This is a genomic window from Verticiella sediminum, from assembly GCF_007558815.1.
In the GTDB taxonomy this organism is placed as follows: domain Bacteria; phylum Pseudomonadota; class Gammaproteobacteria; order Burkholderiales; family Burkholderiaceae_B; genus Verticiella; species Verticiella sediminum.
In genome coordinates this window covers 38,964-51,838 of sequence record NZ_VLTJ01000013.1, presented here as the reverse complement: position 1 = coordinate 51,838, position 12,875 = coordinate 38,964, and the positions used below count along the sequence as shown (strand labels likewise).

General features: G+C 64.5%; 14 protein-coding genes. 8 read left to right on the top strand and 6 right to left on the bottom strand.

The window, feature by feature from the left end; all coding sequences use genetic code 11:
* Positions 1–4 precede the first annotated feature (4 nt).
* From FOZ76_RS27445 to FOZ76_RS08075, 8 genes are all read left to right on the top strand, one after another.
* A complete protein-coding gene (locus tag FOZ76_RS27445) occupies positions 5–847 on the top strand; it encodes a hypothetical protein (RefSeq protein WP_170235341.1) in 843 nt (280 codons plus the stop codon).
* The gene (locus tag FOZ76_RS08105; RefSeq protein WP_170235340.1) at positions 844–1,719 is read left to right on the top strand and encodes an aldo/keto reductase; all 876 of its coding nucleotides are present in this window, start codon (positions 844–846) and stop codon (positions 1,717–1,719) included. The genes FOZ76_RS27445 and FOZ76_RS08105 overlap by 4 nt, the downstream gene beginning before the upstream one ends.
* Positions 1,720–1,811: 92 nt before the next feature.
* Positions 1,812–2,573: an SDR family NAD(P)-dependent oxidoreductase gene (locus FOZ76_RS08100; RefSeq protein ID WP_143947643.1), complete on the top strand. Its 762-nt coding sequence runs from the start codon at positions 1,812–1,814 to the stop codon at positions 2,571–2,573.
* Between the two features lie 10 nt (positions 2,574–2,583).
* Positions 2,584–3,366 (top strand): SDR family NAD(P)-dependent oxidoreductase, encoded by a 783-nt coding sequence (locus FOZ76_RS08095; RefSeq protein ID WP_143947642.1) that lies wholly within the window; start codon positions 2,584–2,586, stop codon positions 3,364–3,366.
* A gap of 32 nt (positions 3,367–3,398) precedes the next feature.
* The gene (locus FOZ76_RS08090; protein WP_143947641.1) at positions 3,399–4,382 is read left to right on the top strand and encodes an aldo/keto reductase; all 984 of its coding nucleotides are present in this window, start codon (positions 3,399–3,401) and stop codon (positions 4,380–4,382) included.
* Between the two features lie 135 nt (positions 4,383–4,517).
* A complete protein-coding gene (locus FOZ76_RS08085; protein WP_143947640.1) occupies positions 4,518–4,916 on the top strand; it encodes a (R)-mandelonitrile lyase in 399 nt (132 codons plus the stop codon).
* A 71-nt stretch (positions 4,917–4,987) separates the two neighbouring features.
* Positions 4,988–6,400 carry an NAD-dependent succinate-semialdehyde dehydrogenase gene (locus FOZ76_RS08080; RefSeq protein WP_246129348.1) on the top strand — a complete coding sequence of 471 codons (1,413 nt, stop codon included), beginning with the start codon at positions 4,988–4,990 and terminating at the stop codon, positions 6,398–6,400.
* A 128-nt stretch (positions 6,401–6,528) separates the two neighbouring features.
* The gene (locus tag FOZ76_RS08075) at positions 6,529–7,515 is read left to right on the top strand and encodes a Bug family tripartite tricarboxylate transporter substrate binding protein (protein ID WP_143947638.1); all 987 of its coding nucleotides are present in this window, start codon (positions 6,529–6,531) and stop codon (positions 7,513–7,515) included.
* 137 nt (positions 7,516–7,652) lie between these two features.
* Here the strand turns inward: FOZ76_RS08075 and FOZ76_RS08070 are convergent, their stop codons facing one another.
* The 6 genes from FOZ76_RS08070 to FOZ76_RS08045 form a co-directional block, all read right to left on the bottom strand.
* Positions 7,653–9,842: a xanthine dehydrogenase family protein molybdopterin-binding subunit gene (locus tag FOZ76_RS08070; protein ID WP_143947637.1), complete on the bottom strand. Its 2,190-nt coding sequence runs from the start codon at positions 9,840–9,842 to the stop codon at positions 7,653–7,655.
* Between the two features lies 1 nt (position 9,843).
* Positions 9,844–10,320, bottom strand: a complete 477-nt coding sequence (locus FOZ76_RS08065; RefSeq protein ID WP_143947636.1) for a (2Fe-2S)-binding protein — start codon at positions 10,318–10,320, stop codon at positions 9,844–9,846.
* A gap of 34 nt (positions 10,321–10,354) precedes the next feature.
* Entirely contained in the window at positions 10,355–10,825 is a 471-nt protein-coding gene (locus FOZ76_RS08060) for a (R)-mandelonitrile lyase (protein ID WP_143947635.1), read from the bottom strand.
* A 31-nt stretch (positions 10,826–10,856) separates the two neighbouring features.
* Positions 10,857–11,333: an alpha/beta hydrolase gene (locus tag FOZ76_RS08055; RefSeq protein ID WP_211366116.1), complete on the bottom strand. Its 477-nt coding sequence runs from the start codon at positions 11,331–11,333 to the stop codon at positions 10,857–10,859.
* 97 nt (positions 11,334–11,430) lie between these two features.
* Positions 11,431–12,282 (bottom strand): aldo/keto reductase, encoded by an 852-nt coding sequence (locus FOZ76_RS08050; RefSeq protein WP_143947634.1) that lies wholly within the window; start codon positions 12,280–12,282, stop codon positions 11,431–11,433.
* Positions 12,283–12,361: 79 nt separating this feature from the next.
* Positions 12,362–12,826 (bottom strand): flavodoxin, encoded by a 465-nt coding sequence (locus FOZ76_RS08045; protein WP_246129347.1) that lies wholly within the window; start codon positions 12,824–12,826, stop codon positions 12,362–12,364.
* Between the last annotated feature and the right edge of the window lie 49 nt (positions 12,827–12,875).

Below are 12,875 nucleotides of genomic sequence, written 5' to 3'. Positions count from 1 at the left end.
AACAATGTCTGAAGACCTGTATCTGGCATTGGCGGCAGCCAAGCCGACAGCCGTAGAACTGGGCGGCGCCCTGATCACGATGCCGCAGGCGCACGCAGGCCGCGAAGAGGCATTCAACCGTTGGTACGAAGACGACCACTACATCTCGGGAGCCATGGTGAGCCCATGGGTGTTCGCCGGTCGCCGCTTCGTGCGCTGCGAGCTGCAGCGCTTCTGCGCAACGGGCTCCACGCCGACCGAGATGGGGTCGTTCATCGGCCTCTATTGGACGTTGGCCGGGCACGTCGATGAAGTGTGGGCGTGGGCCAAAGCCGCCCTGGCGCATCTGACGCAAGAGGGACGGGGCCCGAGAGACAGGACCCGTGTCTACTCCGCAATGCACGAAACCGCTTTCACGCACATGTTCGACCCGCCGCCCATGCGGGCTATCCATGCTCTGGACTACCCCTATCAGGGGCTCGCAGTGGAACTTCTGGACGCCGCGGAAGGTGCGTCTCGCGAAGACCTGGTCCGTTGGCTGCGCGACGAATACGTGCCTTCGCAGAAGGGGCCATTCGGCCAATGCGTGGCTCTTCTCCCACGAGGCTTGCGCGAAGAGCGCCGGCCATCGGAGGGATCCGGTGTCGTTGCCCCCGCGATCGACCCCAATCCGGAACGTCGAGTCTGCCTCCTGTGGTTCCTGCGCGAGGACCCTCATGCCTTCTGGCCCGGGAACTTCGCCCGGCACCCCGAGGAAATCGAGGCCAGCGGTGTCGGGCACCTTGTGCTGCTCGCACCGTTCGTGCCAACGCTACCGGGAACGGTGACGCCGCTGAAAGTTCGCCAAATCAAGGAATCATCGCCATGAAACGCAGAAAGCTGGGCCGCACCGGCCTCGATATCTCTCCGATCGCCTTCGGTGGCGCAACCATCACCTATACGCACAAATCCGCGAACTGGGATCCGCGCTCCGAGGAAGGCCGCAGAGTCGTGGTCGGGACGCTGCACCACGCGCTGGACCGCGGCATCAACTACATCGACACCTCCCCTCTATATGGCGACGGCTATAGCGAGTCGATGATCGGCGAGGTCATGAAAAGCCGACGCAAGGATTGCGTACTGGCCAGCAAATCCTGGTACGAGCTCGACAAGCAGGGCACCATCGACAGCGTCCACGCCAGCCTGAAGCGGCTCAACACGGACTACATCGACGTGCTGCAGATCCACGGTCGCATGTACCACCAGCCGGATGTCGATCACATCCTCAAGGAAGACGGTCCGCTGGACGGCCTGCGCCTCATGAAGGAACAAGGCAAGATCGGTCACATCGGCATCACTTCGGAAGAGCCGTGGACACTGATCCCTTTCCTGGCGCTGCCCGAGGTGGAGGTCTTTCAGATCGCCTACAACTTCATCTACCAGGCGGCGGCGCGCCATTTCCTCATCGAGGCCGAGAAGGTGAATGCCGGCGTGGTCACGATGCGCACGATGACGTCCGGCATCATGCAGATGCAGGCGAGCTACCTGGCCCCCGAGTGGCAGGCGGCACACGATCTGTACGACGTGGCGCTCAAGTTCGTGTTGTCCGACAGCCGCGTGCATGCAGGCATCGTCGGCATCCGATGGAAAGAGGAAGTCGAGCGCAATCTCGCAGTGGTCGAAGGCTGGACGCCGTCGGTCGACATCGCAAAGCTGCCGCGCCTGACCTTCCAGGTCTACCAGGCGGAAGACAGCCAATAGAACGTCCGGGCGGACATCGCTCGGTAGCCGCAGTCGTCGGCCCGAGCGACCGGCCTGCCCGCATCGGTTTCATCCATCAACAATCGAATGTCATGCCAGCTCTTGAAGCAAAGTCCGCCCTGGTCACAGGCGGCGGGTCCGGGATCGGTCGCGCAACGTGCGAGTTGTTCGCACGCGAAGGCGCGCGGCTGATCGTTGCCGACATCGACAAAGAGGCTGCAGAGCAGACCGCCGATCTCGTTCGGGCCGAGGGTGGCGAGGCACGCGTGGTAGTCGCCGATGTAAATCGCGTCGAGCAGGTCACTGCCATGGTTGCTGCGGCCATCGAGACCTACGGCCGGCTCGACTGCGCCGTCAACAATGTGGGCATCTCAGCCAGCCAGGTGGGTGCGGGAGGCCAACGGGTCGGCGACATCTCCGAAGAGGCGTGGGAACGGCTCATCTGTGTCAATCTCACGAGCGTGTGGCGCTGCATGAAGTACGAATTGCTCGCGATGGAGCGCTCCGGCGGCGGCGCCATCGTCAACATCGCGTCCATCGCCGGCCTCGTAGGGCTGCCTGGCGCGCACGGTTATGTCGCGTCCAAGCACGGCGTGGTAGGCCTGACGAAGGCCGCGGCCATGGACCACGCGGCAGCCGGCATCCGCGTGAACGCCGTCTGCCCCGGCTACATAGACACCCCGATGCGGGCGAATTCCTGGGTGAGCCCGGAGCGGCCCATCATCACCCGACCGGCGATGAAGCGGACCGGCAAAACGGACGAAGTGGCAGGCGGCGTGTTGTGGCTTTGCTCCGACCAGGCCAGCTTCGTCACCGGCACCACGCTGGCGATCGACGGCGGATACACGAGCTGAGGAAAGCAACATGGGTTTGTTGGATGGAAGATGCGCTCTCATCACCGGTGCCGGCTCGGGGTTCGGGAAGGCGGGTGCGCGCACCTTTGCCCGTGAAGGCGCGTCGGTCGTGGTCGCGGACATCGATGCCGTCAATGGCGAAGAGACGGCCAAGCGGATCCGGGACGCTGGTGGACGCGCGGAATATGTCCTTGCAGATGTATCCAGGGTGGATCAGATCGAATGGGCAGTCCGCGAGGCCGCGCGGACCTTCGGCCGCCTTGACATCTTCTGGCACAACGCGGGCATTGCCGGTCCTGGCGCGGTCGAGGAGACCTCCGAGCATGCCTATGACCTGACCATGTCGGTCCATCTGAAGGCAGCGTTCTTCGGCGCCAAGTTCGTGCTGGAAGAGATGAAGAAGATTGGCTCCGGCACCATCCTGCTGACCAGTTCGCTGGCGGGTCTCAAGGCGTCGCGTGCATCGCCTGTCTACGGCGTTGCGAAGGCGGGCCTGATCGCACTGACCAGGAATCTAGCAGCCGGCTTTGCGCCGTACCAGGTCAGGGTGAATGCGATATGCCCCGGCCCCGCCGAGACGCCGATGTGGCTGTCCGTCACCAATCGGGGCGCGGACCGGCCCGATCTGTCGAGAGCGGCCAGCGTGGCGCAGATGTACAGGGACAAAGCGCCGCTGCGCCGGCTGTGCGAGCCCCAGGATGTGGCCAACGCCGCGTTGTTCCTGGCCTCCGATCTCGCATCCTGCATTACGGGCGATGTTATGTCGGTGGACGGCGGGCTCTCGGTGGTTTAGGAGAATTTCAATACAGCAAAGGGAGTCGAAACATGCAGAAGCGACAACTGGGCAGCGGCGGACTGAGCGTCTCGGCCATCGGGTTCGGGTGTATGGGACTCAGCCACAGCTACGGAATTCCTACTGACAAGCCAGATGCCATCCGATTGATACGTGCGGCGTTCGATCTGGGCGTGACCTTCTTCGATACTGCCGAGATGTACGGCCGCTTCATCAACGAGGAGATCGTTGGCGAAGCCCTTGAGCCAGTGCGCGATCAAGTGGTCATTGCAACCAAGTTCGGCTTCAAGGAGGGCAATACGAAGCTGGGGCTGGACAGCCGTCCCGAGCGTATCGTCGAAGCGGTGGATGGGTCCCTTCGGCGGCTACGCACAGAACGCATCGGTCTACTCTACCAGCACCGGGTCGACCCGAAGGTGCCAATGGAAGACGTTGCGGGAACGGTGAAAGCGCTGATCCAGGCCGGCAAGGTCGCGCACTTCGGATTGTCCGAAGCGGGCGTCACGTCCATTCGTAGCGCACACGCCGTCCAGCCCGTTGCCGCGCTCCAGAGCGAATACTCCTTGTTCTGGCGTGAGCCCGAGAAGAACATACTTCCGTTGCTCGAAGAGCTGGGTATCGGCTTCGTTCCGTTCAGCCCGCTCGGCAAGGGATTCCTGACCGGCACGATCACCGACAAGACAGTGTTCGTCGCGAACGACTTTCGCAACACGGTACCGCGCTTTGACGTCCAGAACCGGCTGGCCAACCAGCCATTGGTGGAGGCGATCGGAAGCATCGCTGAAAAGAAGGGCATCACTCGCGCGCAACTGGCGCTGGCCTGGCTGTTGGCGCGAAAGCCGTGGATCGTGCCCATCCCCGGAACCACTCGACTGCCGCGGCTGCAAGAAAACCTTGGCGCCGCCAAGATCACGCTCGACGACGAAGATCTGAAGGAGATCGAGACAGCCGTTTCGCGAATCGATCTCGTGGGCGAACGCTACGCGCCGAAGATGCTCGACCGTGTGGGACGCTGAGCCGACAGTCATAGAGAGTCGAATCCCTCCATCCGCCCTTGCGCGTACCCGGAACAGCGGCCTTGGTCGCCGATGCTCCTGGCTTGACTCGCATGCGCATACCGCGCGTCCAATCCAATCTGACGAGAATCTGCCATGGAAATCAAGCGAATAGGATCCACGCCGTCTTGCACGGCACAACAGAACTTCATCGGCGCGGTCCGTGTCGACCCCTTGTTCGAGCCGCCCTCGCCCGCCCGCGTGCGGGGCGCAAGCGTCACCTTCGAGCCGGGCGCGCGCACCGCATGGCATGCACATCCCTTGGGGCAGACCCTCATCGTGACGGCAGGCTCGGGCCGGGTCCAGCGGGAAGGCCAGCCCGCGCAGGCCATCCACCCCGGCGATGTGGTCTGGATCGCCCCGGGCGAACGGCACTGGCACGGCGCAAGCCCCACGACGGCCATGACGCACATCGCGATCCAGGAGCACGTCGACGGCAAGAGCGTGGACTGGATGGAGCCGGTGGACGACAGCGATTACCTGGCCGCGGGCTGACACGGCACCGAATCGAAGAACTTCAGCCAACAAAGGAAACAGGCATGTCCACCCACTATACGAGACCTCTCATGTTCATCGCAGGTGAATGGCGAGAGGGCGGCGACGGAACGTGCACCGAGGTGCGTGACCCGGCTACGGAGCAGACGTTGGCGCAGGTGCCGCGGGCCAGCCGTACGGATCTGGACGACGCGCTGGAGGCCAGTGCGGCGGCCTTCGAGATCTGGCGGCGCAAACCCGCCGTGGACCGCGCCGGCGTGCTGCAGCGGGCAGCGAATCTGCTGCGCGAGCGTGCGGTGGCGCTAGGACCGCTGATGACCCTGGAACAGGGCAAGACGCTCGCGGAGTCGACCTTCGAGTTCATGCACGCAGCGGAAACCTTTGACTGGTACGCCGCCGAGGCATTGCGCGCGAACGGCCGCTTGATGCCTGCCCGGTTGCCCGGCGCGCGGCAGATGGTCCTGCCGCAGCCCCTGGGCCCGGTGGTCGCCTTCACCCCCTGGAACTTCCCCGCCGCCTTGCCGGCACGCAAGATGGCAGGTGCGCTGGCGGCCGGTTGCACGGTGGTGATGAAGCCCTCGGAGGAAACGCCGGCATCCGCGATCGCACTGGCGCAGGCCCTGGCCGATGCCGGCCTGCCGCCCGGCGCGCTGAACCTGGTGTTCGGCGTACCCGCCGAAGTCTCGACGCATCTGATCCGCTCGGACATCATCCGCAAGGTCACCTTCACAGGCTCCACGCCGGTAGGCCGGCAGCTTGCACGGCTGGCTGCGGACGGCGTCAAGCCCTGCACGCTCGAACTGGGCGGGCACGCCCCCGTACTCGTCTTCGATGACGCCGATCTCGACAGGACGGTCGCCACCTGCATCCAGGGCAAGAGCCGCAACGCGGGCCAGGTCTGCACCTCGCCCACACGCTTCATCGTGCAGCAAGGCATTCACGACGAATTCGTGCGCCGCTATGGCGAAGCCATGGAACAGCTCGCGGTGGGCCCGGGGCTGGACCCAGCCAACCAGATGGGCGCACTGGCCAACACGCGCAGGCTGCAAGCCATGGAGGAACTAGTGGGTGATGCCCTGGCGCAGGGCGGCCGACTGGTCGCCGGCGGCCGCAGAACACAGCCGCGCGGCAACTTTTGGCCGCTCAGCCTGATCGCGGATGTTCCCGACAGCGCCAAAGCCATGCATGTGGAGCCTTTCGGTCCGCTGGCGCTGGTCAGCCGCTTCTCGAAGCTGGAAGACGGCCTTGCCGAAGCCAACCGACTGCCCTATGGCCTGGCCGCATATGCATTCACGCAGTCGGCGGCGACGGCGGTAGCCGTAGGCGACGAACTGCAGGCCGGCGGGGTGGGCATCAACAGCTTTGCGGTGTCGCAGATCGAGGCTCCCTTCGGCGGCATCAAGAGCAGCGGATACGGCAACGAAGGTGGACGCGAGGGCTTGGAGGCGTTCATGCATCCCAAATTCATCCACCACGCCACATGACGCGCAGCAAACGCTTCAGGCAGTACACGACAAACCCTCTCAACGCATTTCGCAAGGATCGCTGCCCCCTCGAAGACGCAAGACCACTCGTCTGAGTTCAATTTCTGTTCATTTTCAAGGAGACAAGCATGTATAAGAACAAGCTCATTCCAACGATGTTCATCTTCGCAGCGGCCATGGCGCTCGCCACGCCATCGACAGCGGCTTCACAAGGCTACCCCACACGACCGGTCAAGATCATCGTTCCCTTTCCCGCAGGAAGTTCTGCGGACGCCAGTACCCGCCTGGTCGGGGCGGAGTTGGCCAAGAGGCTCGGACAACCCTTCGTCGTCGAGACCATGCCGGGGGCGGACGGCATCATCGGTGCAGAAGCGGCCAAGCGGGCGGCGCCGGACGGGTACACCATTTTTCTGAGCACCAACTCTACGCACGCAGCGAACCTGAGTCTGTACAACAAACTTCCCTACGACCCTCAGAAGGATTTCACCGCAATCGCCGGCCTTGTCAGCGTGCCCATGATCATGTTGGTCAAGAACGATTTTCCTGCGCAGGATGTGGCGGGCTTTCTGAAGATCGCCCAGCAGCAGGCTGCCTCGGAGAAGCCGCTCAACTACGGCAGCGGCAACACTGCGGGCCAAGTCGCTGGAGCGCTCTTGGGAACCAGCACGAAAATAAACTTCACCCATGTGCCATACAAGGGCTCCCCGCAGGCCCTTCAGGATCTCGCCGGCGGAATCCTGGATTTCCTGTTCACCGATGCGTATTCGCCGTTGACCCTCGTCCACGGAGGACGGCTCAAGGTTCTGGGTGTCGCCGACCAAGAACGCCATCCGTTGTATCCGCAGGTGCCGACGATGGCCGAAGCCGGCCTGCCGGAGGTGCAAGTCGTTGCCTGGAATGGCTTCTTCGCACCGGCCAAAACCGATCCCGCCATCATTGCTCGGCTCAACGAGGAGATCAACGAGATCCTCAGCATGCCGCACATCGCTGAAACCCTGCAGACAATGGCTTTGACGCCCATGAAAATGACTCCTGCGGAACTCGACAGCCTCGTCAGTTCGGAGATCGCACGCTGGAGATCCAATATCACGCTCGCCGGCATCACGAAGAAGTGAGCGCTGAAAGAGGCTTGAAGACGGGCCGGCATATCATGATGGTTGGTGAACGCCTGGCCGCTTCATGGCATCGCGCTTTCCAATGCAGGCCGGGTACGGCGTGCGAGACGCCGTCCCGTTCGCCTGCATGGCTGGCGTCATGCCCTCTTGAGATCCGCCGGGCTCATGGGCAGACGGCGTATCCGCTTGCCCGTGGCGTCGTGGATGGCATTGAGCACTGCCGGCGTGATGACGACGGTGGAGATCTCGCCGATGCCAGTCGGGTCTTCAGTGCTCGGGATGACATGGGTTTCCATCACCGGCATCTCGTTCATGCGCAGCACGCGATAGTCGTGGAAGTTGGACTGCTCCACACGCCCGTCCTTGATCGAGATGTTGCCGAACAGCACAGCCGACAGGCCGAAGACGATGCCACCTTGCACCTGCGCCTCCACCGTGGCGGGCGACACCTGCTGGCCGCAATCTACTACGGTCACGACGCGCTCGGGCTTCACGTTGCCTTCGGCGTCGACACTGACCTCGACCACCTGGGCCGCATAGGTACGAAACGACAGCGTGAAGGCAAGACCACGCCCGCGGCCTTCGGGCAGGGGCTGGCCCCAGCCGGATCTCTCCGCTGCGACCTCCAGCACCTTCAACGCACGCGGGTGCTTGGCCAGCAGCGGTTTGCGAAAGGCGATGGCGTCCTGCCCCGCGGACCGGGCAAGTTCGTCGATGAAGCACTCCACCGGAATCGCGTTCTGCATGTGGCCCACGCCGCGCCACCAGCCGGTCAGCAGGCCCGCGGGAGGGTCCTGGCGCACGTATTGCACCAGCAGATTCGGGAATTCGTATGGCCCGGCCGCATCGCGGATCGCATCCGTGTCGAGGCCGTTCTTGAAGCCGGCCGGCGCATAGCGCGCGATGATGGACGAGCCCGTGACGCGGTGATGCCAAGCGATGGGTTTGCCCTGCGCATCCAGCGTAGCGCTCAAGCGGTTGTAGTGGTAGGGGCGGTAGGTGCTGTGCTGCATGTCCTCTTCGCGTGTCCAGACCACCTTGAGGGGGCCCTTCACCTCGCGGGCGATGCGCACGGCCTGGGTGACGTAGTCCGCGTCCAGCCGTCGGCCGAAACCGCCACCGAGCAGGTGGTTGTGCACCCGCACCCTCTCCAAGGGCAGACCCGTCACCTCGGCGGCCATGGCCTGGGCGCGGGTGGGCACCTGCGTGCCCAGCCACAGTTCACACTCGTCGGGACGCAGGTGCACGGTGCAATTCATCGGCTCCATAGGCGCCTGCGCCAGCAAGGGCTGCTGATAGACGGCCTCGATGGTGCGATGGCCGTTGGCCTGCGCACCTTCCCGCACGGCCGCCACGTCGCCCTCGTTGCGGGCCGTGGCGCCCTCCTGTTCCGAGGCCTTGGCCAGTTCCGCGATCATCGTTTCGGTCGAATAGCCGGCGGCCTGGCCGTCGTCCCATTGCACCTGAGCCGCCGCCAATCCTTTGCGCGCCGCCCCCATGTGGTCGGCCACGACGGCCACCACGTCATCGAGCTGCACCACCTGGCGCACGCCGCGCACGAGTTGCGCCGCCTCGGTGTTCACGCTTTTCACGCGCCCGCCGGGCACGGGGCTCGCAGCCACGGTGGCCACGAGCAGGCCGGGTAGCTGCACGTCGATGCCGAAGCGTGCTGTGCCATTGACCTTCTCGGGGCCGTCGAGCCGCTTCTGGTCGCCGCCGATCATCCGGAACTGAGCGCGGTCCTTGAGCGGGATCTCGTCGGGAACGGGCAACTCGGCGGCACGAGCCGCGAGTTCGCCGTAGCGCAAGCGGCGGGCGCTGGGGGTATGGACGACACTGCCGGTCTCGGCCCTGCACGCGCTGGCGTCCACGCCCCAGGCCTGCGCGGCGGCGGCCACCAGCATCATGCGGGCGGCCGCGCCGGCTTGGCGCATGGGAAGCCAGGAGGTGCGTACGGAGTTGGAGCCCCCGGTCACCTGCACGCCACCGCCCGGCAGCGCATAGAGCTTGTCATCGGCGGGTGCGTGTTCGAGCCGCACCTGTGCGAGGTCCACTTCCAGCTCTTCGGCAATGAGCATCGGCACCGCGGTATAGGTGCCTTGGCCCATCTCGACGCGAGGCATCACCAGCGTCACCACGTCATCTGCGCCGATGCGCACTACAGCGTTGAACGTGGTGGGAGCTGCGTCCTCGGGTTCCGCGGCTATCGCCTTCTTGGCGAGCAACGGCAGTTGCACGCTCAAGAGCAGTGCACCGCCAGCACCGGCCGCCTTGAGCAGGCTGCGGCGCGAGAGTCGGACGCGGGAGAGGAGTTCGGCGTCTTGCATCTCAAGCCTCCTTGCGGCTCGGAATCTGGCCTGCGGCCTGCTTCACAGCAGCATGGATACGCTCGTAGGTGCCGCAGCGACAGATGTTGCCGGCCATGCCCTCGCGGATCTGCTCATCGCTGGGCGCAGGCGTCTGCGCGAGCAGCGCTATGGCGGACATGATCTGGCCGGACTGGCAGTAGCCGCACTGCACCACATCCACATCGAGCCAGGCCTTCTGTACGGCGCGACCCACGTCCGTGGTATGTACCGCCTCTATGGTCGTGATCGCCTGGCCGGCGGCGGCCTGGACCGGCGTCACGCACGATCGGATCGCCGCGCCCCCCATGTGGACCGTACAGGCACCGCACAGCGCCATCCCGCAGCCGTACTTGGTGCCGGTCATACCGAGCACATCGCGCAACACCCATAGCAAAGGGGTGTCGCCGTCCACGTCGGCGACGTGCTGCTTGCCGTTGATATCGAGCGTGTAGCTCATGGGGTGTCCTCCTTGTACGTCGGGTTCTGGGACGTCACTGTCCGTACTGCTCCTCGCTGACCTTTTCCATCCAATCCACCGATTTGCCATCCAGGGATTCGGCGATCGCGATGTGGCTCATGCCCACGGTGGGGCCGGCACCGTGCCAGTGTTTGACGCCGGGCGGAATCCACACCACGTCGCCGGGACGGATCTCCTGCACGGCGTCGCCCCATTTCTGAACCCGTCCCACGCCTGACGTGACGATGAGGGTCTGGCCGAGCGGATGCGTATGCCAGGCCGTGCGCGCGCCGGGCTCGAAGGTCACGACGCCGCCCCCCACGCGCGCGGGCGCGCCAGCTTGAAAACGGGAGTCCACGAATACCGAGCCGGTGAAGTTCTGCTCGGCGCCGGCGCTGGAAGGCTGGGAGCCGACTCGCGTGACCGTGATCGGCGCCTCGTCGGTCGCGTAGGCGGTTGATACGCCGATAGACAGAGCAATGGCGGCGGCTGCAGCTAGTTTCATATTCATCCTTTCTGAAATTTCCTTAGTCGATTCAAGGTGTTCTCTTGATTTCCTTCTCCCAGAACTGGATGGCTCGACCAATCCAGCCCTGGGCACTGGTGCCGTGACCCGTTCCGGATCCATGCCCCACACCCGCATACTTCTGGTACTCGAACGACGTTCCGATGCGGCCAAGCGCAGCAATTCGCCCCTCCATCGCGGCGGGCGGTGCGATGGAGTCCCGATCGCCCACAACGACGAAGGTGGGCGGCTCGGAGGCGGTGACCTCCGAACGGGCGGTGTACGCCATCACTACGACGGCGGGTTTGGGCAGCGGTGAACCGCCAAAGGCGCTGGTGCCATGCGAGCCGATCGCCGCCGCCATGCGGGCGCCGGCGGAACTGCCCCACAGCGAGTAGCCGTCCGTGCCGACCTCGAGCGAGCCGGCGTTCTGGAATACATCCGAAATTGCTGCGGCCAGATCCTCGGTGGCCGCCCTGCCGCCTTGCCCCGCGCGGTACTTCAGCACGAAGACTGAACCCCTGCCTGCTGACCTCCTCAGCGTAGGGGAAGCCTTCGTGCACTGAGCCCACATAGGAGAATCCGCCCCCGTGCGCAGAACCCGATCAAATGTCAAGCTGGCGCTCGCTCATCCACTTGACCATGGCCGGGTCACGGTGCGAGAAGAAGCTGCTTACGCCGGTTTCGAGCTGAGCGATGCGGGCCATGTCGGTCTCTTCCAGTGCGAAGTCCAGGACCCGGAGGTTCTCCTCCATCCGTTCCTTGCGCACCGACTTGGCGAGCGCCACGATGCCGCGCTGTACCACCCAGCGCAACACGACTTGGCCGACCGATCGACCGTGCTTGCGGCCGATGTCCAGCAGCACCTCGTTCTGAAACAGGTTGTTGCGGCCTTCGGCGAAGGGCGCCCAGGCCTCGGGCTGCACACCGTTCTCGCGCATGAAGGCCACGCTTTCCTCTTGCTGGTGGAACGGGTTGACCTCCACCTGGTTCACGGCGGGGACGACGTCGTTGAAACCGATGATGTCCATCAGCCTGTCGGGTTGGAAATTGCTGACGCCGATGGCGCGCACCTTGCCTTCCTTCAGGGCGTCCTGCATGGCTCGCCACGACCCGTGCACATCGCTGAAGGGCTGGTGGATCAGGTACAGGTCGACATAGTCCAGTTGCAGACGGCGCAGTGATTTGTCGATGGCTTGCCGCGTCCGTTCGTAGCCGGCGTCCTGCACCCACAACTTCGTGGTCACGAAAAGGTCGGCACGCGGCACGCCGGCCTTCTTGAGGCCCCTGCCGACCGCTTCCTCGTTGAGGTAGGAAGCCGCGGTGTCGATCAGCCGGTAGCCGGCGCCGATGGCATCGGCAACACAGCGCTCGCATTCCTGCGGATCGGGGATCTGGTAAACGCCGTAGCCGAGGATCGGCATCACGACACCATTGTTCAAAGTGACTTGTTGCATAGTGGGTTCCTGTGTGTGCGGGCACTGGCTTGGAAGAACCGAATGGGTCTCCAGCGAACGGCAGTGACCGCAAGGCTCTTCATGTGCTCGGGACATCGCTCAGCCAGCTCGTCACGCGCTCCATCGTTCGCCGCTCCTGGTCCATCTCCATGACGAAGCCATCGAGCAAGCGCGCCTTGGGTGCATAGCTGGCGAGGACGGCCTGGCTCTTGCCGAGTCCGTAGCCGCCGTGGGTGATGAACGGGATCAGGGTCTTGCCGGACAGGTCGTGCTCGGACAGAAAGGAGCGGATGATCGGTGGCGCGGTTTCGCCCCAGATCGGAAAGCCGAGGAACACCGTGTCGTAATCCGCGATGGCGCTCACCTTGGCTTCCAAGGCCGGCTCGTAGCCGCTGTCGCTCTCCTTGCTGGCTTGCGCCACCGTCTCCGGATAGTCCTCGGGGTAGGGCCTGGCCGGCTTGATCTCGAACAGATCCGTGCCGCGAGCGCGATGGATCAGGCCGGCGACGACACGCGTGTTGCCCGACCGGGAGAAATAGGCCACGAGGGTTCGCGATCCTTGCCGGCGCGCTTCACTGCCCTGGGCCCTGCTG